Source organism: Staphylococcus sp. CoH_129_LAB_1 (assembly GCF_058191515.1).
This window is the reverse complement of record NZ_JBXWKZ010000039.1, coordinates 1-21,089: the sequence shown is the minus strand read 5'-3', so window position 1 is coordinate 21,089 and position 21,089 is coordinate 1. Positions and strand designations below refer to the sequence as shown.

Genomic DNA, 21,089 nt, shown 5'->3' with positions numbered 1-21,089 from the left:
TCTCTACAACTATAAAAAATAGCTGTGAAGAAATCTATCGTCATAGATTTCTTCACAGCTAATCTTAGTATGTTTTACATTATTTTGATGCTAAGATTAAGAAATTTCTCCATTTTAAGAATAGAATTCGAGAGAACAAAACAAGCTAAAGATGACTAGTTTAAGTTACCTTCTAAGAAATTGAAGATATGATTTTGTAAGTTTCTCTGTTATAAATATTTATTATTGTTGTTTTAATAGCATTTTTTCAGTAATACAGCTTCGATACTTGTCTAGTCTTAATCCTCTTTACATCCATTCGTGCTATACAGTAAATAAAACGAGTACTTCTAATCATAGTGTTTGTGAGTAATTTTTAACGGGTAGAATTTTAATAATACACTTTTTAATATAGGAGGAAGCTTAAATGAATGATAAAACAGTTTATGATGTGATTGATGTAGGTGTAAATCATCTACTATCTGTTTATGATAATTGGAACGTTGAACAAGTATTAGATAAAGAAAATGATGTTTTTCCAAATACGTTACATTGGCAGTTTGGACATGTTTTAACTATTTTCGATTCGGCTTTATCAATAGGTGGTCAAAATGCCATAGATATCGCTAAATATACTAAACTTTTTGGTTACGGATCTAGCCCTGCTAACTGGGAAGGACAAGACGTTCCAGCAATCGAAACGATTAAAGAAAACTTAAAAACACTTCCTGAACGTGCACGCAAACTAACGGATGAACAATTATCACAAGAACTTAACGAACCCGTTGCTGGTTGTCAAACACTCAACGAATTATTAGTACTAAATGCCTTCCATGTTCCATTACATGCCGGTAAGATTGAAGAAATGGCCCGTGTGCTTAAACACGATAAATAATTTAAGTCCATCATTTATAGTTTGAGAGAATATATTTGCGTATTGTTATTGCGAATAGTATTTTGTGAAAAATTAAGACTAGTATCATTCAACTACCATGTTTAGTGTAAAAAAATGAAACGTACTGATAAAATATTAATATAAAACGCTTAATAGACTGTATTCTTCACGTCTATTAAGCGTTTTTTGATAAATATTATTCTTCTAAAATTCTTTTTAATTTACACACTAAAAATATCCTCCTTAACAATAATAAGTTTTTTAAATTATTGATTAAGGAGAATATTTTTTATATCTATTTATTTCTCAATTTAGAATTAGATTTTTAGCGTGCTTCCAGTTCATTTCCTGTCATCCATTTATGATTTTTAATGATTTTACCATTATCTTTGGATTTGTAATCAACCACGTAAACAGTAGTCTTTTTCACGTTATCTATATTGGCTGTAGCACCTTTCATACCAGACATATGACTTGCTTCTAATTTAACAGTATCGCCCTTACTAAATCCATCTTTAGGCGCATCTTTGATCTCTTCATTTACAACCCATTTATGATTGTTTACTTTTTCATTTCCATTTGTGGGTTTATAACTTACAACATAGGCATATGTTTTATACGCACCTTTTACAGTAGCTTCTGCACCTTTCATACCTGGCATATGCCCTGCTGTAATCGTCACTTTATCTCCCGCTTTAAATTCACCTTCATTCGTCGATGTCATATCTTCGGGAACTTTACTTTCATCATTATGCTTCACATGGGTCTCACTTTTTTGATCTTTAGTATCTTTATCTTTTTCATCATTATTGGAGCAAGCTGATAATATTAGTAATGACCCTAATATCATAAAAAATAATTTTTTAATCATAATAAAACGCCTACCTTTTATTTTAATTTTAATGTAAAAGCATTAATTGCAACGATAATCGTACTTAATGACATTAAAATAGCCCCTATTGCAGGTGATAAAATCAAGCCGATAAATGCTAAAATACCGGCTGCTAAAGGTACAGCAACAATATTATAACCTGCACCCCACCATAAGTTTTGCACCATTTTTCTCATAGTATTATTTGAAAGGGTCAAGAAATGAATAATATCTGATGGATTACTTTTAACAAGTATGATATCACCTGAATCTACTGCAACATCTGTGCCTGCACCAATTGCTATACCAATATCGGCTCTTATAAGACTCGGCGCATCGTTGATACCGTCTCCGACCATCATGACTTTATTACCGTCACTTTGATAATCTTTTATAATGCTTTCCTTATCTTCTGGCATGAGTTGTGCGTGGACATCACTAATACCTAATTCTTTTGCGACAGCGTGTGCCACTTCATTATTGTCACCTGTAAGCATGACTGGTGTAATATTTCTTGATAGTAAATCAGCTACCATTTGTTTTGAGCTTTCTTTAATTTGATCTCCTTGAGCAATCATGCCAATGACTTGTTGATCCTCAATTAAATAGCTGATTGAATTACCTTGTTGAGCTAATTTAGTAAATAAGTCATCGTCATAATTAAGTTTATGTTTATCAAGATAAGAGACATTTGTTATTTTATATGTTTTATTATCAATTAGACCTTCTAATCCGACACCTGGAATATTATTAACGTCTTGTGGATTAGTAAATGAAACATTTTTACTTTTCGCAAAATCAACAATACTTATAGCTAATGGGTGATTAGATTGACTTTCTAATGAGGCGAAAAGGCTTAATATTGTATCATTACCCAAATCATTTTTAAAGCTCTCATAATGATTCACAGAAAAGTTACCCTCAGTTAAAGTACCAGTTTTATCCATCATTACATAATCGATATGTTGAGCTATTTCTACAGACTCTCTATTTTTAATAATTAAACCATTATGTGCACCAATTGAAGTAGAACGTGCAGTGACTAAAGGTATTGCCAAGCCTAAAGCATGTGGACAAGCAATGACTAACACAGTTACAAGACGTTCTAATGCAAAATCAACATCATTTTGAATGAGCATCCAGACAATAAAAGAAATCACGCCAACAATTACAGCAAAGTAGAATAAATAACCCGCTACTTTATCAGATAACAATTCAGCACTAGATTTATCATTTTGTGCTTGATTAACAAGTCCCATAACTTGAGAAAGATATCCATCTTCTCCAACAGCTGTAACCTTGACTTGTATTGTTCCAGACCCATTAATAGAACCCCCGATGACGTTGTCATTTTGATTTTTTTGTACTTTTTTAGATTCTCCAGTGACTAGGGATTCATCTATAGATGTTTGTCCTTGAACGATAATACCATCTGTTGGAATGCTTTCTCCGGCTTTTACTTCGACGATATCATCAGTCATGATGTCTGATATTTTAACTTCTTCGCGTTGGCCATTATCCATAACTTTAATAGCACTATTAGGTAATAGTTCTGCCATTTTCTTTAAAGCATCTCCAGCATTTCCGACAGCATTCATTTCTATCCAATGTCCTAATAGCATAATTAAAATTAAGGTTGCTAATTCCCAAAAAAAGTCCATTGTATGACCAGTTGCACTACTAAAGTTATTCATATAAAAAGCATACAAGCTATAAATATAAGCTACTGAAATACCTAGAGCAACTAAGGTCATCATGCCTGGTTTTTTTGTAGCAATTTCATCTTTACCACCAGACAAGAACGGTTTACCACCATAAAAGAATAAAATTGTACTTAATATTAACACTACCCATTCAGAACCTGGAAATGTGAATTGAAAAGGTAAGTTAATACCCATCATTGGCGATAAAAGAATGATAGGTATTGCAAAAATTAATGAAACAAAAAACTTAACTTTAAAATTTCCATGATGATGTGCATGGCCACTATGATGATGTGAGGCATGGTTATCATGATGCATTTGATTGGAATGATTCATGTGATTTTGATGATTATGCGCTTCACCATTATTCTTCAAATTAACCCCTCCCAATGAAAATGTTATAGTAAAGTTACTTATACTATAACATATACCCCCCTAGGGTATAAATAGTTTCGATTTATCTCCATTTATGGATTTATTTATATCATTCTAAAAATGATGTCTACACGTCCTACATTAGACCTTGTCATCGATGTTTAAAACAAGGTTTTAATTAAAAAATCTCATCTGAACTATCGCATGACAATACACTCTGACCAAGGTTAGCATTATCAACACAAATCATATATTACTATTCTTAAAGAAAATAACGCATTTCAAAGTAGGTCTAGAAAAGCAAATTGTCTAGATCATTATTTAAAGAAGCCAGTAAATGAATTCATAATAAACTCATTTACTGGCTATTTTTCTAGTATTTATGCTCAGTTTCTTCAAACTATATTAATCATTTTTTTGATTCTCAAATTCTACGTCACAATAGCTACATTTTATTAAAGATACCATATTATATTCAATCAATTTCAAAGTGAGTTATATACAACCTTATTTTTAGTTTTATTTATAGTATGAGTCTGCGTATCGGTTAGTGTTGCGGTTTTTAATTAACGTCTTTTTGTTATAAGTCTTAAAGAAATACTAAATAAACACATCATTTTCCTTAATTGAAACGAAAGAACGACAAATTCCATACTATTACATTGGAATTTGTCGTTCATTTATTAGAAGCATATATTTTACAGACTTCTAAATTAATTGTTACAACAACAATTATTATCCTGTTGCTCTTTTTCATTTTTCTCTTTTTTTTCTTCAATTTCTACAGAACAACAAGATTGTTCCTGAGGTTTTAATTTTTTTAATACGTCTTTGACTCCCATTATCTCACCTCCTTTAAATAACGATGTTCACCATCAAACCTGTAGAAATAGCTACAACTAAAATGGCGATAACGAATGAGATTACAAATTTTTTCTTGAATAGTTTCGATAATAATACAACTTCTGGAATACTTGCACCAGCACCACCAATGATCAAAGCAACAACTGTCCCAAGCGACATTCCTTTTGAAGCTAATGCTTCAGCTATAGGTAACATGGTTTCAGGTCTAATATACATAGGAATACCTATAATAGAAGCAATAAATACGGATATAATGCCACCTCCACTCGCATATTTAGTAATAAATGTTTCGGGTACAAAGCCATATATAAAAGCACCAATAAATACACCGATAAATAAGTAAGGAATCATTGGATATAAGAATGCCCAAGCATCATTTAATGCTTGTTTAAAACGAGATCCATTTTTATTAGCGAAAAACCCATCGCCTTTAACATTTACACCTTTATAACTTTTAGATAAATTCATTTTTGAAAATACTAGACCCGTTAAGACACTAAAGATTGCTAGTACAATAAAATAAACAACAGCAACTTTCCAACCTAATAAGGCCCATAACATAAATATCATTAATGGATTCATTAAAGGTGACGCAATTAAAAAACTCATTGCAGGGCCAAATGGAACTTTAGAATTTAATAAACCTGCAAGTATAGGAATTGTAGAACAAGAACAAAATGGTGTCATCGCACCAAAAGCCATTCCCAAAATATAATTAATAGCTTGATTAGGTTTACTTAAAAAGTATTTTATTTTTTCTTCTGAAACTATCTGCTGGATGATACTTACAATAAAGCTCACGATGATAAATAGTATGAATAGTTCAAAAAACAACATCACAAATGTTTTTATAAATTCCATAATTGAATCTAACATGAGTATAATGCCTCCAAATTTAATTAATCAATATTTCTTGATGTATTAATCAAAAAAAGTTGATTAATACTACATTAAAAAAGATACTCATAATATCTTACAACAAGTATCTTCATTTAAAACAACCTGTATTTGCTGCTCATTAATTTTATAATAATTCCATGTGCCATGCTTTTCAGCAATAAGAACATTTGCATCTACTAATTTTTTTAAATGATAAGAAAGTTTAGATTGTTTTATATCTAATAACTCTTCTAAATCACATACACATAATGATTTATTGAAGCTTTGGCTAATTTGATTTAGTATTTTTAATCTGATTTTATCGGCAAGTGCATTAAACATATTTTCATAAAAGTCAAATTGTTGATCTTCACTCATATCAGTCTTTGCTTTAATAACTTCCATAAAAGACCATCCTTTTTATAATATTTCATTGAGTTTATATTATCTTTATTTCAATTCTTGAATTGCTTGTTTATAGTTATTTTTTGTTGATTCTCCATACTGATTAATGTTCCCTTTAAAGAACTCCTTTTCCATATATATTGTAGCTTCTTTTAAATTGATTTCTCTTGATAGCATAACAAGATTTAAATAACTTACAAAATAACCAACAGTTAAAGTACTTGCATGGTTTACTCGCAATCAAGCACGCCTCCTTATTGTCAACGTAGTTTTATATCATTTAATACATCAATTTTTTTTGATGTATTAAATATAAATCAATATCTATATTATCGCAAGAAAAAAACCATGATTTTACATAAACTTAGGTATTTCTCACAGAAATATTAAAATAATTTTTTATAAATTGTATTATTAAGAATTAAATTTAGTAAAATTTTTAAAACTCAAACAATAACATAGACACCCATCTATATAGATGTTAATCTATAATTGCAAATTAATTAATGAGGTGAGTATAATGTTAAATATTGAAATATACGAAGAAGCTATGTGCTGTTCTACTGGCGTATGTGGTCCAGAACCGGATGAAACACTAATAAAAGCGAACCAAATCAATGAATATTTAAAGCAAAATCAAATAGAAGTTCAACGTTATAATATGAATAATAATCCGAATGAATTCATTAAAAATCAAGAAGTTATTCGTTTAATTCAAGAAAAAGGTGATGAAGTTTTACCAATCACTTTTATAGAAGGCGGTATAGCTAAAACGGGCGCTTATATTACCCAAGAAGAAGCCGATGAAATCATTACAGTTAATCAAATGAGAAATGGAGGATGCTGTGGTGGAGATGGATGCTGTTAAATACTTAAATAAATTGAATTTAGATAACATTGAGTTAACAAAATATTTGTTTTTTACTGGTAAAGGTGGCGTAGGCAAAACAACGATATCAAGTTTTATTGCTTTAAACTTAGCAGAGAATGGAAAGAAAGTAGCTTTAGTAAGTACTGATCCAGCTAGTAATTTACAAGATGTATTTCAAATGGAATTATCTAATAAATTAACTAAATATCAACCTATACCTAATCTCTCTATAGCCAATTTTGACCCGATTGCTGCTGCAGACGATTATAAAGCACAATCTATAGAACCTTATGAGGGTATTCTACCAGAAGATGTGCTTTCTGAAATGAAAGAACAGTTAAGTGGTTCATGTACAGTTGAAGTAGCAGCATTTAATGAATTTACAAATTTTTTATCCGATAAAACTTTAGAACAAGAATTTGATTTTATTATATTTGATACAGCTCCAACAGGTCACACCTTGAGAATGCTTGAATTACCTTCTGCATGGACAGATTATTTAAATACAACGAGTAATGACGCTTCTTGCTTAGGTCAATTATCAGGTTTAAATGAAAATAGAGTTAAATATAATTCAGCACTTGAAAAACTACGTAACCAAGATGATACGACCATGATGTTAGTTGCGAGACCTACTCATTCTTCTATATATGAAATTCAAAGAGCGCAACAAGAATTACAACAACTGTCAATTTCTAAATTCAAAGTAATCATTAACAACTATATAGAAGAAAGTCACGGTTTAATTTCGAGTCAGATGAAATCAGAACAAGATAAAAATATTAATCATTTTACTGAATGGTTAAATAACAATCATGCTTATTATGTTCCATATAAAAAGCAGAAAGAAGAAGGTATAGAAGGTTTAACGAATCTATTAAATGATGATAACTTAATTGAAAATGATGACTTTATTGTTGAAGATCATCCGCAATTTAATAAATTAATCGATGAAATTGAAAATAGTAAAGTTCAATATTTATTTACAATGGGAAAAGGTGGCGTTGGTAAAACGACAGTAGCAACGCAATTAGCTACAACGTTATCTAATAAAGGATATCGTGTTCTTTTAGCAACTACTGACCCTACTAAAGAAATTAATGTTGAAACTACAAGTAATTTAAATACTGCTTATATTGATGAAGAACAAGCATTAGAAAAGTATAAAAAAGAAGTACTAGCCACAGTGAATGATGATACACCACAAGACGATATTGATTATATTATGGAAGATTTAAAATCACCTTGTACAGAAGAAATAGCATTTTTCAAAGCCTTTAGTGACATTATGGAGAATCAAGATGACATGGATTACGTCATTGTAGATACAGCTCCTACAGGCCATACCTTGCTGTTACTTGATTCTAGTGAAAATCATCATAGAGAATTAAAGAAAAAATCAACTCAAACTACCAGTAATGTTGAAACATTATTACCTAAGATTCAAAATAAAAATTTAACACAGATGATAATCGTAACACTAGCAGAAAAAACACCTTATTTAGAATCTAAACGTTTAGTAGAAGATTTAAATAGAGCTAATATAGGCCATAATTGGTGGGTCGTTAATCAATCGTTAGTTACGCTAAATCAACGTGATGACCTTTTTAGTAACAAAAAAGAAGATGAATCATTTTGGATAAACAAAATTAAAAATGAAAGTTTTGATAATTACTTTGTCATACCTTATCGAATATCAGAGTATTAATGTTATTGATTATAATGAGACCTAGAGTCTACTTTAAACCAGTTAATAATTTAGGAGTTAAGCAAGTATATAATTTATCAAGTGACAATAAAAATTATTAACGAAATAAAAGATTTCAAGTAGAAAGGGAGAAAAAATTGAATTATAGTGAAATATCGCAATACTTGAAAGTGATGGCTGATAGTAGCCGTCTTGAAATATTAGATTTGTTATCTTGTGGTGAATTATGCGCTTGTGATTTATTAGAGCATTTTTCTTTTTCTCAACCCACATTAAGTCATCATATGAAAGTATTAAAAGACAATAATTTAATTACATCCAGAAAAGATGGTAATAAAATTTTATACAAATTGAATCATGACGTATTGGATAACGTTACATCACGACTCACTCTATTGAGTTCCTGTACTGTCCCATGTATATGTGAAACAGTAGAGAAAGGTGAGTGTTAACAATGACGATATTAGCAATCACTATTTTTATATTAACGTTGATTTTTATCATATGGCAACCTAAAGGTTTGGATATTGGAGTTACAGCTTTAATCGGTGCTGTTATTGCTATCATTACAGGTGTCGTTAGCTTTTCAGACGTATTAGAAGTTACAGGGATTGTTTGGAATGCGACGTTAACCTTTGTCGCTGTTATACTCATTTCATTAATTTTAGATGAAATTGGATTTTTCGAATGGGCAGCTATACATATGGTCAGAGCTTCAAATGGTCATGGGTTTAAAATGTTTGTCTACATTATGTTGTTAGGCGCTATTGTAGCAGCCTTCTTTGCGAATGATGGAGCTGCATTAATTCTCACTCCAATCGTGCTCGCTATGGTAAGAAATCTTGGGTTTAATCAAAAAGTCATTTTTCCTTTTATCATTGCAAGTGGATTCATTGCAGATACTACGTCTCTTCCATTAATTGTAAGTAATTTGGTTAATATCGTTTCTGCTGACTACTTCCATATTGGATTTATTGAATATGTAAGTCGCATGATGATTCCCAATCTATTCTCTTTACTTGCAAGTATCGTTGTATTATGGTTATATTTCAGAAAAGTTATTCCCAACCATTTTGAAATTAAAAACCTTAAAACGCCTAATCAAGCCATTAAAGATCCAAAATTATTCAAGTTTTCATGGATTGTTTTATCGATATTACTCATTGGTTATATAGTTAGTGAATTTATTCAAATTCCAGTATCGATAATTGCTTGTTCAATTGCGTTTATATTTACTGTATTGGCCTATCAATCAAGCGTTGTAAACACGAAACAAGTGATCAAAGGTGCACCTTGGAATATTGTGCTCTTTTCTATAGGAATGTATTTAGTTGTATTTGGTCTGAAAAATGTGGGTATTACTGCATTATTAGCTAATATGCTATCAAGCATATCAAACTATGGATTGTTTAGTAGTGTGATAGGTATGGGCTTCATATCTGCATTTCTTTCAGCTATTATGAATAATATGCCTACCGTATTAATTGATGCAATTGCTATTGGACAATCTGCAACTACCGGTTTAATCAAAGAAGGCATGATTTATGCTAATATCATTGGTGCAGATTTAGGACCTAAAATCACACCTATCGGCTCCTTAGCAACACTACTATGGTTACACGTTTTAACACAAAAAGGAGTAAAAATTTCATGGGGCACATATTTTAAAACAGGTATTGTTATTACGATTCCTGTTCTGTTTATCACATTAGTAGGTTTATACGTTACACTTATTATATTTTAAAAAAGAGGTGTCAATGATGACAAAGAAAACAATTTACTTTATATGTACAGGTAATTCATGCCGTAGCCAAATGGCTGAAGGTTGGGCTAAGAACATCTTAGGTGATGAATGGCAAGTATATTCTGGCGGTATTGAGGCACACGGTGTCAATCCGAAAGCAATCGAAGCGATGAAAGAAGTCGGAATTGATATCTCAAACCATACTTCTAATTTAATTGACAACACTATACTAAACCAATCCGATTTAGTAGTAACTCTATGTAGTGATGCTGATCAAAACTGTCCTGTATTGCCGCCTAATGTAAAGAAAGAACATTGGGGATTTGACGATCCAGCAGGCCAACCTTGGTCAGAATTTCAACGTGTTAGAGATGAAATCAAAACTACCATTGAATCATTTAAAGCTAGATAAACTTTAAGCGTCTCAATATCATTGAGACGCTTTTTTTAATATACCATTTTAGACTATTACAAAGTTTTAAAATGATGAACACACTTTACTAAAATTCCCTTCTATTAAGAATGTGGGACTACTCAATGTGAGTTATTGTAGTACACTATTTTTAATTTTCACTTTCTCACCGTTTTTAATTTCATCGTATTGCTTTTTCGGGACAACAACTAAACGTTTGCCTTTATTAGTTTGAACGGTAATGGTATATAATGTCTCATGCGCTTTCATTTGTTGTTTCAACATGTTTTTTTGGTATTCAACATGATTGGTTTTATTTTTATACATACCGGATGTAATAAAATAAAAATATAACCAATTATTATAATATGAAGTAGCCATAAATTGTGACGTATATGAGGCCCCCGGTCTATATCGATGTCTTGTAGAAACCATTGATCGTGCTTGTTGAGACTGAAGTTTACCAGTATCTTGTTTGAATTTTGATGCTTTGTTATTATATGTAATACTATTTGTTCGACTAGCTTGTTGAGCTGCACGCTGACTTGATTGTTTTGCAACTCGTGAAGCATTCATCGTACTTGAACGACTCATTGACGAACTTGAAGACGTTGAACTTCTAACCGTAGAAGATGACGAACTACTACTCGAACTTGAGCTACTAGTGCTTGAGGTTACAGCTTCTAAATTTGTAGACAATATACAAAGCGAGGTCACATTAAAGATTATCACTATACTTATCATTTTTAATACTTTATGCTTCACCCACTCACCTCTTACTCTTTAGATATTTCATCTTTAGCAGTAACTTGTCCTTCAATATCGTCATCGCCATAAATCATATATGGTGGACGATAGACATGAATCTTTTTGCCATCTTTAATTATATAAGGCTTTTTATTTCCATCATTTAAAATATGTTCATAAACGTGTTCTAAATCCGTCTTTTGTAAATGTGATTTACCATTTTTATCTTTATATTTTATTTCCACATTGGGTGTATCTTCTGAACCATTATTTAGCACTTCATAATACTCATATGTATATTTCTCTGACTTTTGACTATCTTTAGAAGGTTCTTTCTGTTCTCCCGATGTTCCACAAGCTACTAACATAAAAGACAAACCCAATAGACTAGCTAATAATATTGTCTTTTTCATAAACACTCTCCTCTACTCATTTGCATTGTAACATTCTTAGTCAATTCATTTCTAAGTGAGTGATATATAACTTACTTTATCTTTAAACCTTTTATACAAATTTTAATATATCAATTGTGAGTTATTTCATTTTAAATTATTTTTGTTACACTATATTTAAAATCATCTATCACTTTTAATCATATGTTTAGATTTTAAATAAAAAATATGGTGAGTAAGGAGAGAGATGTATGTCAATATGGTTTGTTTTGTTGCCTTCACTATCTTTTTTAGCAGTTATGGTAATAGGGTATATTTGTACTAAAATCTTTATTCGGTGATGGTTAAATCAATTATTATTTTGATTCATTTATACAACACCTATACTTCATTTATTGTGTTTGCTTGTTTATCATGCATTGTAAGTAAATGGCTATTAATATTTCTTTCTCTACTTTAGTACTGTGAATGTGTATATTGTGTTTTTCCCCACGTTTTTTAGTCAGTTTACTTTTTGAAATATCTAAAAAACTACGCTTTGCGGTTAATAATACTTCATTCTCAAATGTAATTTTGGTTTCATTATTAAAAAACGGATTGCTTACATCAAACACCTCAGATTTGTAATTAAACGTATAAGGAATTTGTTGCTTTCCCCCACTTTTGAAGAACTGTTTCATCTCAAGTGTGCCTACTTCTTCACCATTCAAATACATCGTATATTGATGTTTATTCGCTACTACATGTTTACGAATTACTTTTACATTGTTCTCACTAGAATTCATATATATACTATATTTTGTTTGAACACCAAAGAGACTCAATAATTTATGAAATATATTAACAAAAACAGGTTTATACGTTATTGTCTCGTTGCCATATATAACATTGCTTTGATTCTCAATGATATATAAAGGCATTTGTACAAAGAATTCTCCCGCTTCAAAATCTTTATTATTGAGACTTTCATTAATGCGTGGATGCTTTTTTTGTAAATGTTTTCTAAAAAGCAAAACGCCTACTATAATTATAGTAACTATTCCCCAAACTAACCATGTACTCCAAAGCGGAACCTTGAACAATGATGTTTTTCCTACAAACACTAAAAACGTGTTTATTAAGTTGAATATGAGAAGCACTATCCATATGAGTGCTTCACGAAACATCGTCATTACCCATTTCCCCCTTATTTAATAAGTGATTTCATGATATATTATACTGTCTATTTTTTCTTTTGTGAGATACTTTTGCGTATCAGTAAATGATGGGGTTTATCGTATAAAAGTTACTTACATATTGACTCACACACTATAATTATCGTCATTTATAAGTAATGTATTCAATGTTTCTATTACGCCATCTCTATCATTATTAAAGCTATAACAAGGTGTCTTTTCTATTTAGTTATTGATGTAACACAATTATAATTCTTCACCATTTGATGCAATAACTTTACGATACCAATCAAATGAAGTTTTTTTGGTACGTTCTAATGAGCCATTTCCCTCATTGTCACGATCTACATGAATTAATCCATAGCGTTTTTTCATTTCGCCGGTTGTAAATAATACGATATTAATAATACCCCAAGGTGTATAACCTATTAAGTTCACGCCATCTTTATCTACTGCTTCGATAGCATCATGAATATGTCTATAACAATAAATCGTCTAGTGTTAAATGATTCGTTTAATCAATGATACTTGTTCTCAAACTAAATTAAAACGACTACTAATTTTCAATCTTCTCATCTCATGTAATCGTTATAGTTACAAGTTGAGTCAGATGTCAGTTTTTAAAGTCGATAAATAAAAAATGCCCTATCATTCAGACGTTCAAATCTCAATAATAGGGGCAGTATATACAATAGTATTAATTATATTCATCTTCAATATCGCCAACGATTTCTTCAAGAATATTTTCTAAGGTAATGATACCTTTGAAATCAACACCATCATAAACTGCAGCAATATGAACTTTTTTCTTTTTCATCATTTCCAAAATGTGCTTCAATGGCGTATCCAATTTAACGTTGATAATTGGATTAACAAATGTCGCTAACTTAGATGGCTGATCCACATTAAATAATGATTTAGAGTGGATGAAACCAACAATTTTATCATCTTTAATAGCTGGATATCTTGTAAATGCATCTACTTTAATTTGTTGAATCGCATCATCAAAACGTGTATTTAAATTGAGTGTTTTGACATATTCTTGGTCTATCATTATATCTTTTGCGACTAAATCATCGAATTTAAATGCTTGATTAATATGATGTAACTCACTGTCATTAATTTCGCCACCTTCATGACTATCTTGAATTAATTGTTTTAATTCTTCTTCAGAGTGGAATACTTCACTCTCTTTAGCTGGTTTCATGTTGAACATTTTCAAGATTAATCGTGCTGCGCCATTTAATAGCCAAATAAATGGATACATTATTTTATAGAAAAAGATGATCGGCTTCGCAAATAGTAATGTAATATGCTCAGCTTTTTGAATAGCAATAGTCTTAGGTGCCATCTCACCTACAACTACATGTAAAAATGTCGCGATAACAAATGCACCACCAATTGTAAATGGATGTATCCATGCTTCAGGAATACCTATACTACTGAATAGTGGATGTAGAATAAATTCAAATGTTGATTCCCCGACCATACCAATACCTAAAGCAGTAATGGTAATACCTAATTGACAAGCAGCTAAATATTCATCAAGATGATCGACAACTTTTTTTGCAGCGATTGCTTTCTTCTCTCCTGCATTAGACAATTGTGCAATTCTTGTTTCTCTGACTTTCACGATAGCAAACTCTGTCGCTACGAAAAATGCCGTTAGGACTAATAATAATATAAAAGTAATAAGACTAAATAGGGTCCCCAAATATGTTCCTCCAAAATAAAAAATATAGACTTTCTATTATATGAATTGTATCAACGTTTTATATATAATTAAAATATTTAAATTTTAAATACTAATATAAATAATACGATCAACTAGAACAAGATAAACAAGCTGAATCTCTCCATACTATCATTCTGATATGACTGCTAATGTGTTACAGACAATGTTTAAAGATATTGAAGAATTAGAGAAATAGTAATTGAAATCACTGTATCTAACGGTTATCAATCGTATTGATATAAGGATAGATGAACATCATAAAAAGTAATGTTACATCTTCCCCAAATTGAATAACGCTATTATTATCCAAGCGATTATCATCAGGAAAGAAATCCAAGATGAGGTAAAATAATATGAAAGTCAATCGATACATCACAAGAGGCATTAGTGAACAACTATCTCTAGACCTTCAAATCTTACTTTGGAATATAGTAAAAGAAAGAGATAATCAAGGCCATACAGATTATCTACACATTTTTAGACTGCAAGAAGATGAGGATATACTCTCAATCACACATGAACAAGAACAACCCGCATACAAATTGGAATATCACTATACAAACTATTTAAAAAATCAAAATGCATTACCTAAGAAAGTCTACGTCATTCGTGAAGATGACGTAGACGCTTTTTATTATGTGATGCTTTTACCAGAAGAATACTAAAAGGAGTAACAAATATGAATACAATCAAAAGTACCATACACACAGAAGCTATATTTAGCGACGATGAACAACATCGCTATTTACTCAAAAAAACGTGGGATGAAAAGAAACCCGCATGTACCGTCATAACGATGTACCCTCATTTAGATGACGTACTTTCCCTCGATCTAACAACTGTTCTTATCCTCAATCAATTAGCTAATACTGAACAATATGGTGCTGTATATCTTGTAAATCTATTCTCTAATATTAAAACCCCAGAAAATCTCAAACATATCAAAGAACCTTTTGATAAACATACAGACATCCACTTGATGAAAGCAATAAGTGAAAGTGAAACAGTAATTTTAGCCTATGGTGCTTATGCAAAGCGACCGGTTGTTGTAGAACGTGTGGCACAAGTGATGGAAATATTAAAACCTCATAAAAAGAAAGTAAAAAAGCTCATAAACCCAGCAACAAATGAAATCATTCATCCACTTAACCCTAAAGCACGTCAAAAATGGACACTAAAATAAAAGAGAATTATCTATGAATCATGAAACCGCACAATCAGATTGGCAAACGGTTGCTAGTTGCTTAGCATCACAAAATTACATTTCAATAGTAAAAGGGTTAGTGCCCCTTTTCACAGCGATTGAAGATGAAGAAATTCTTGATAAAATCTATGATGATTTCATGAATGATGACTCTATAACAACGGTACTTAATAATGATTTACAGGTAATTATTAATCATTATCTATCAAAATGAAAACTATATTCTAATAAAATAAGAGCATCCTTCACTTTGCGATGAGGAATGCTCTAATACTTATTTTTTTGCTAATTTCAATTTACATAATAGGACTTTATCAGATAAAGTCTTTATTTTTCAATGTCTACTTTGAAGAGTGTTTTTAGTAATATTATTGATATAAAATACGTCATATTTAAAACTTATAAATAGTTACTCAAATATAGAAAAGAACCTGTTTTTTATATCAAAAAAATTAATATACATATTTTTTGTCTTAATATAAATCATTATACTATATTAAAAAAAGTACAATTTCTTTTATTTTATTAATAAAATCAACGAAGAGCCTATATATTATAAGAATTTATCAGTTTGTTAAAATATAAATCACTTCACACACCTTTAATTTATTTTCATTTAATGTATACTAATTGTATGTAACAAAAATAAATATAAGGGAGTTATTTAATATGTTTGTTTTAGCTACATCTTTATCAAGCCAAGTAAATCCTGACTGGCGAACATATATCATGCTTGCAGTATATTTTCTAATTTTACTTGTTATTGGATATTATGGTTATAAGCAAGCAACCGGGGATTTAAGTGAATATATGCTTGGCGGAAGAAATATTGGCCCATATGTTACTGCCTTATCTGCTGGAGCTTCAGATATGAGCGGTTGGATGATTATGGGATTACCTGGAGAAGTTTATACTACAGGTTTATCAGCAGCATGGTTAGCTATTGGGTTAACTATCGGAGCTTATGTTAACTACATACTTGTAGCACCAAGACTTCGTGTGTACACTGAAAAAGCCAATGACTCAATTACATTGCCTAATTACTTTACACATCGTCTTAATGATAATTCTAATATTATTAAAATTATCTCTGGTGGTATTATTGTTGTATTTTTTACACTCTATACTCATTCAGGTATGGTATCAGGTGGTAAATTATTTGATAGTGCTTTTGGTTTAGACTATCATATTGGACTTATTTTAATCTCTGTCATTGTAATTTTATATACTTTTTTTGGTGGCTATTTAGCAGTGTCGTTAACTGACTTTTTCCAAGGGGTTGTCATGTTAATTGCGATGGTTATGGTACCTATTGTAGCCATGATGCAGCTCGGAGGTATGGATGCTTTTTCACAAGCAGCAACATTAAAACCTACTAATTTAGATTTATTTAAAGGAACAACTATTATAGGCATCATTTCATTCTTTGCTTGGGGATTAGGCTATTTTGGCCAGCCTCATATCATTGTACGATTTATGTCTATCAAATCCGTACGACAATTAAAAACGTCTAGAAGATTTGGTATTAGTTGGATGGCTATTAGTTTAATCGGTGCAGTATGTGTTGGATTAATTGGCATTTCGTTTGTACAAGATAAAGGTGTTGAATTAAAAGATCCAGAAACACTATTTATTTTAATGGGACAAATTTTATTCCATCCTCTTGTAGGTGGGTTCCTACTTGCAGCCATTTTGGCAGCAATTATGAGTACGATTTCTTCTCAATTACTTGTGACTTCAAGTTCACTTACAGAAGATTTTTACAAGTTAATTCGTGGTGAAGAAGCAGCAAAGCAACATAAGAAAGAATTTTTATTAGTGGGTCGATTATCTGTTGTAGTCGTTGCGATTATCTCCATCCTCATTGCATGGACGCCAAATGACACTATCTTAAATCTTGTTGGTAACGCTTGGGCTGGATTCGGTGCAGCATTTGGTCCACTGGTATTATTATCCCTCTATTGGAAAGGTTTAAGTCGTACTGGAGCTATTTCTGGAATGTTATCAGGAGCAATTGTCGTCATTCTTTGGATTGTGTTTGTTAAACCATTGGGAGCATATAATGATTTCTTTAATTTATATGAAATTATTCCTGGTTTCTTAACAAGTCTCATTGTGACATATGTAGTGAGCCTTGTAACTAAAAAGCCGAATAGAGATGTTGAAAAAGAATTAGAAGAAGTTAAAAAACTTGTGAAAGAAAAATAACACTTTATCACTTAAAGAGGTAGAACAAGAAATTGTGGTTCTATCTCTTATTTTTTATTTACAAATTTCATTTTATTGAAGTATATAGTTTTTATCAATTTCAATAACACTTATCTAATATGTTAGTAAATTACATCATCTATCTACTACTACACAAAGCTTATATTGAAATTGCTAAAGAACATCCCACAATGATTTTTTATCGGGAAAGGAATGGGATTTGCAGATTCGAAGAAGCAGAAGAATTGTGCAAGCACAATCCCAAAATCCCGTTATTTTTTATAAATAAATAATATATAAAAGAAAATAGAGAGACCTACACACATCATCAATACTTATAAATAATGAGTTGATTGTTCGTCAAAATAGGCGGAATTTCGGGATTTCCTTGTCATACCAAGGTTTGAAGCGGTTTTTCATATGGAATTTTCTCTCATTCTCACCGGGATACGTAATAAATGAGATGTCAAATATATATTATCTCAATGATGTATATGAACTACATCACTATCACACTATCTAGGAGGCAATGATATGAAAACAACCACGCAAGAACTCAAACAATATATAACTCGTCTATTCCAACTATCTAACAATGAAACATGGGAATGTGAAGCGTTAGAAGACGCAGCAGAAAATATTCTACCCGAACGTTTTATTAATAATTCTCCATTGGCACATCTCACACTCAACACTTATACCTACTACAATGATGAGCTACATGAGCTAAGTATCTATCCATTTCTAATGTATGCCAATAACCAACTCATCAGTATTGGTTATCTGAATCATTTTGATATGGACTTTCTATACCTTACAGATACTAAAAATGCGATTATCGATGAACGTCATTTACTAAGAGAAGGAGGGACTCACCATGAATAATTGGATCAAAGTGGCACAAATATCTGTTACGATTATTAGCCAAGCGATTATCATCATGAAAGAAATTCAAGACGAGGTAAAATAATATGAAAGTCAATCGATACATCACAAGAGGCATTAGTGAACAACTATCTCTAGACCTTCAAATCTTACTTTGGAATATAGTAAAAGAAAGAGATAATCAAGGCCATACAGATTATCTACACATTTTTAGACTGCAAGAAGATGAGGATATACTCTCAATCACACATGAACAAGAACAACCCGCATACAAATTGGAATATCACTATACAAACTATGTAAAAAATCAAAATGCATTACCTAAGAAAGTCTATGTCATTCGTGAAGATGATGTAGACACTTTTTATTATGTGATGCTTTTACCAGAAGAATACTAGATGAACAACTTGTACCTGATAATACGTTTCAGATGAGTGGTAATACGATTAGTGTCAAAACATTGGATTTAAATCAAGATTTTATTCATATTGCTAAACAACTAGATGATATTGTATATAATTATTTTAAGATATAAAATAGTTAGTAGATATTGTAAAATTTCAACAATCCATATACGATATATGTAAATTAAAATGACAGTTTTGACTTATAACAAAGGGGTTAATGACAATGAAACACATGCATTTATCTGTTTTAGCTTATAGTACAGGTCTACATCCTGCCTCTTGGAGACTACCACATTCATATGTTGAAGAAGTTGGAGATATTGATTTTCAAATTAAGTTAGCGAAATTAGCCGAAAAAGGTAAACTGGATGCATTCTTCTTAGGTGATGGTCAATATATTTCTGGAGAAGAAACGGGACATATTTCTTATTATTTTGAACCACTAACGGCGCTTGCTGCCATTTCACGTGAAACACATTCAATTGGTTTGATAGGTACCATGTCTTCTTCTTTTTATGAACCTTATCTTGCAGCACGTATGCTTTCAAGTTTACATCAAATATCTCATGGGCGTATTGGGGCAAATATTGTAACATCTCAATTTGATTTAGAAGCACAAAACTACTCGATGCAAGCTTTACCACATCTTGAAAAACGTTATGAACGAGCAGATGAGTTTATTAATGTAATGAAAAAATTATGGGAATCATTTACTGTAGAAGCTATCGTTAATCACAAAAACTCAGGAATTGGCTTAAATCATCAGTATATTCATCCACTTCATTATCAAGGAAAGTATTTTCAAGTTGCCGGAGCTATTAACATTCCAACACCAAAATATGGTCGACCACGTTTATTTCAAGCAGGAACTTCTATTCCAGGTCGTGATTTAGCAGTACGACACGTGGATGCTATTTTTTCAATTGCATGGAATTTACAAGATGGCCAACAGTTCAGACAAGACATTCATCAACGTGCCATGGAAGAAAATCGTCAACCACCTCTTGTATTACCAGGTCTCACCGTTTATGTTGATGAGAATGAGAAGGACGCTTATAAACTTAAACAACAATTAGATGATATGATCCCACTTGAAAAACGCAAGAAACAATTATCTAAAGCCATTGGTCTAGATATAAGTGAGTGGAAACTAGATGAAGTTGTACCATCATTACCACCTTATGATGCATTAGAGAAAAAAGTTGTAAAATCTGTGTATGAAGCCGTACAGCGTGCTGTTATGACTGAACAACTTACCTTACGCGATTTATTAGATCGATTTGGCACTTGGGTAGGACATAAAACGATAGTGGGGACACCGGAACAAGTAGCGGATGAAATGATTGAATGGTTTGAAAAAGAAGCGTGCGATGGTTTTATGTTAATGTCACCAACATATCCAAACTCATTTGAAAAATTTATTGATTTAGTCATTCCAATTCTTCAAGCGCGTGGCGTGTTTAGAAAAGAATATGAAAGTCATATGTTAAAAGACCATTTAAATATAAATACAGAGAAAGTATAATTAAACTTCCTTTTATTCAATAGATATCATAAAAAACATACTAAGATTAGCTGTGAAGAAATCTATGACGATAGATTTATTCACAGCTATTTTTTATAGTTGTAG

Annotated in this window: 23 protein-coding genes and 1 pseudogene; 13 read left to right on the top strand and 11 right to left on the bottom strand. The window is 31.1% G+C overall.

Annotated elements, in window-relative coordinates; all coding sequences use genetic code 11:
• Positions 1-406: 406 nt before the first annotated feature.
• The gene (locus AC2FB1_RS10185; RefSeq protein ID WP_490675123.1) at positions 407-874 is read left to right on the top strand and encodes a DinB family protein; all 468 of its coding nucleotides are present in this window, start codon (positions 407-409) and stop codon (positions 872-874) included.
• Positions 875-1,199: 325 nt separating this feature from the next.
• Here AC2FB1_RS10185 and AC2FB1_RS10180 read toward each other — a convergent pair whose 3' ends face one another.
• The 6 genes from AC2FB1_RS10180 to AC2FB1_RS10155 all read right to left on the bottom strand — a co-directional run bounded on the left by AC2FB1_RS10180 (position 1,200) and on the right by AC2FB1_RS10155 (position 6,211).
• Positions 1,200-1,745, bottom strand: coding sequence for a YdhK family protein (locus AC2FB1_RS10180; protein WP_490675122.1), 546 nt, complete (start codon positions 1,743-1,745; stop codon positions 1,200-1,202).
• A 17-nt stretch (positions 1,746-1,762) separates the two neighbouring features.
• On the bottom strand, positions 1,763-3,823 hold the full coding sequence (locus AC2FB1_RS10175) for a heavy metal translocating P-type ATPase (RefSeq protein ID WP_490675121.1): 2,061 nt from the start codon (positions 3,821-3,823) through the stop codon (positions 1,763-1,765).
• A gap of 713 nt (positions 3,824-4,536) precedes the next feature.
• Complete coding sequence (locus tag AC2FB1_RS10170; RefSeq protein WP_002449516.1) at positions 4,537-4,665, bottom strand: hypothetical protein; 129 nt, start codon at positions 4,663-4,665, stop codon at positions 4,537-4,539.
• 13 nt (positions 4,666-4,678) lie between these two features.
• Positions 4,679-5,563 (bottom strand): permease, encoded by an 885-nt coding sequence (locus tag AC2FB1_RS10165; protein WP_002454595.1) that lies wholly within the window; start codon positions 5,561-5,563, stop codon positions 4,679-4,681.
• A gap of 87 nt (positions 5,564-5,650) precedes the next feature.
• The gene (locus AC2FB1_RS10160) at positions 5,651-5,971 is read right to left on the bottom strand and encodes an ArsR/SmtB family transcription factor (RefSeq protein ID WP_002449352.1); all 321 of its coding nucleotides are present in this window, start codon (positions 5,969-5,971) and stop codon (positions 5,651-5,653) included.
• A gap of 45 nt (positions 5,972-6,016) precedes the next feature.
• Positions 6,017-6,211 (bottom strand): hypothetical protein, encoded by a 195-nt coding sequence (locus AC2FB1_RS10155; RefSeq protein ID WP_002441924.1) that lies wholly within the window; start codon positions 6,209-6,211, stop codon positions 6,017-6,019.
• Between the two features lie 280 nt (positions 6,212-6,491).
• Here AC2FB1_RS10155 and arsD point away from each other — a divergent pair, with 280 nt between their 5' ends.
• The 5 genes from arsD to arsC all read left to right on the top strand — a co-directional run bounded on the left by arsD (position 6,492) and on the right by arsC (position 10,706).
• On the top strand, positions 6,492-6,839 hold the full coding sequence (arsD, locus tag AC2FB1_RS10150) for an arsenite efflux transporter metallochaperone ArsD (RefSeq protein WP_002449502.1): 348 nt from the start codon (positions 6,492-6,494) through the stop codon (positions 6,837-6,839).
• On the top strand, positions 6,826-8,550 hold the full coding sequence (gene arsA, locus AC2FB1_RS10145) for an arsenical pump-driving ATPase (RefSeq protein ID WP_490675124.1): 1,725 nt from the start codon (positions 6,826-6,828) through the stop codon (positions 8,548-8,550). Before arsD ends, arsA begins: the two co-directional genes overlap by 14 nt.
• Positions 8,551-8,687: 137 nt before the next feature.
• Positions 8,688-9,002, top strand: coding sequence for an ArsR/SmtB family transcription factor (locus AC2FB1_RS10140; protein ID WP_039984126.1), 315 nt, complete (start codon positions 8,688-8,690; stop codon positions 9,000-9,002).
• A 2-nt stretch (positions 9,003-9,004) separates the two neighbouring features.
• Complete coding sequence (gene arsB / locus AC2FB1_RS10135) at positions 9,005-10,294, top strand: arsenite efflux transporter membrane subunit ArsB (RefSeq protein ID WP_232133135.1); 1,290 nt, start codon at positions 9,005-9,007, stop codon at positions 10,292-10,294.
• A gap of 16 nt (positions 10,295-10,310) precedes the next feature.
• On the top strand, positions 10,311-10,706 hold the full coding sequence (gene arsC, locus AC2FB1_RS10130) for an arsenate reductase (thioredoxin) (RefSeq protein ID WP_490675120.1): 396 nt from the start codon (positions 10,311-10,313) through the stop codon (positions 10,704-10,706).
• A 132-nt stretch (positions 10,707-10,838) separates the two neighbouring features.
• Here the strand turns inward: arsC and AC2FB1_RS10125 are convergent, their stop codons facing one another.
• From AC2FB1_RS10125 to AC2FB1_RS10105, 5 genes and pseudogenes are all read right to left on the bottom strand, one after another.
• Positions 10,839-11,471, bottom strand: coding sequence for a hypothetical protein (locus AC2FB1_RS10125; protein ID WP_490675118.1), 633 nt, complete (start codon positions 11,469-11,471; stop codon positions 10,839-10,841).
• Between the two features lie 11 nt (positions 11,472-11,482).
• Complete coding sequence (locus AC2FB1_RS10120; RefSeq protein ID WP_490675116.1) at positions 11,483-11,866, bottom strand: hypothetical protein; 384 nt, start codon at positions 11,864-11,866, stop codon at positions 11,483-11,485.
• A 371-nt stretch (positions 11,867-12,237) separates the two neighbouring features.
• Positions 12,238-13,017 carry a hypothetical protein gene (locus tag AC2FB1_RS10115; RefSeq protein WP_490675115.1) on the bottom strand — a complete coding sequence of 260 codons (780 nt, stop codon included), beginning with the start codon at positions 13,015-13,017 and terminating at the stop codon, positions 12,238-12,240.
• Positions 13,018-13,266: 249 nt separating this feature from the next.
• Positions 13,267-13,497 (bottom strand): annotated as a pseudogene (locus AC2FB1_RS10110) (family 1 glycosylhydrolase); the annotation flags it as partial.
• Positions 13,498-13,717: 220 nt separating this feature from the next.
• Positions 13,718-14,734, bottom strand: coding sequence for a hemolysin family protein (locus tag AC2FB1_RS10105; RefSeq protein ID WP_490675113.1), 1,017 nt, complete (start codon positions 14,732-14,734; stop codon positions 13,718-13,720).
• Between the two features lie 374 nt (positions 14,735-15,108).
• Between AC2FB1_RS10105 and AC2FB1_RS10100 the strand changes: the two genes are divergently transcribed.
• The 7 genes from AC2FB1_RS10100 (at position 15,109) to AC2FB1_RS10070 (ending at position 20,984) form a co-directional block, all read left to right on the top strand.
• Positions 15,109-15,420 carry a DUF960 family protein gene (locus AC2FB1_RS10100; protein WP_490675112.1) on the top strand — a complete coding sequence of 104 codons (312 nt, stop codon included), beginning with the start codon at positions 15,109-15,111 and terminating at the stop codon, positions 15,418-15,420.
• Between the two features lie 14 nt (positions 15,421-15,434).
• A complete protein-coding gene (locus AC2FB1_RS10095; protein WP_490675111.1) occupies positions 15,435-15,938 on the top strand; it encodes a DUF1643 domain-containing protein in 504 nt (167 codons plus the stop codon).
• 13 nt (positions 15,939-15,951) lie between these two features.
• Positions 15,952-16,173 carry a hypothetical protein gene (locus tag AC2FB1_RS10090; protein WP_490675110.1) on the top strand — a complete coding sequence of 74 codons (222 nt, stop codon included), beginning with the start codon at positions 15,952-15,954 and terminating at the stop codon, positions 16,171-16,173.
• A gap of 455 nt (positions 16,174-16,628) precedes the next feature.
• Positions 16,629-18,167 carry a sodium/proline symporter PutP gene (gene putP, locus AC2FB1_RS10085; protein ID WP_490675108.1) on the top strand — a complete coding sequence of 513 codons (1,539 nt, stop codon included), beginning with the start codon at positions 16,629-16,631 and terminating at the stop codon, positions 18,165-18,167.
• A gap of 534 nt (positions 18,168-18,701) precedes the next feature.
• On the top strand, positions 18,702-19,052 hold the full coding sequence (locus AC2FB1_RS10080; RefSeq protein WP_490675107.1) for an SAUGI family uracil-DNA glycosylase inhibitor: 351 nt from the start codon (positions 18,702-18,704) through the stop codon (positions 19,050-19,052).
• Positions 19,053-19,138: 86 nt separating this feature from the next.
• Entirely contained in the window at positions 19,139-19,450 is a 312-nt protein-coding gene (locus AC2FB1_RS10075; protein ID WP_490675105.1) for a DUF960 family protein, read from the top strand.
• A 232-nt stretch (positions 19,451-19,682) separates the two neighbouring features.
• Positions 19,683-20,984, top strand: coding sequence for an NtaA/DmoA family FMN-dependent monooxygenase (locus tag AC2FB1_RS10070; RefSeq protein WP_490675104.1), 1,302 nt, complete (start codon positions 19,683-19,685; stop codon positions 20,982-20,984).
• Positions 20,985-21,089: the final 105 nt, after the last annotated feature.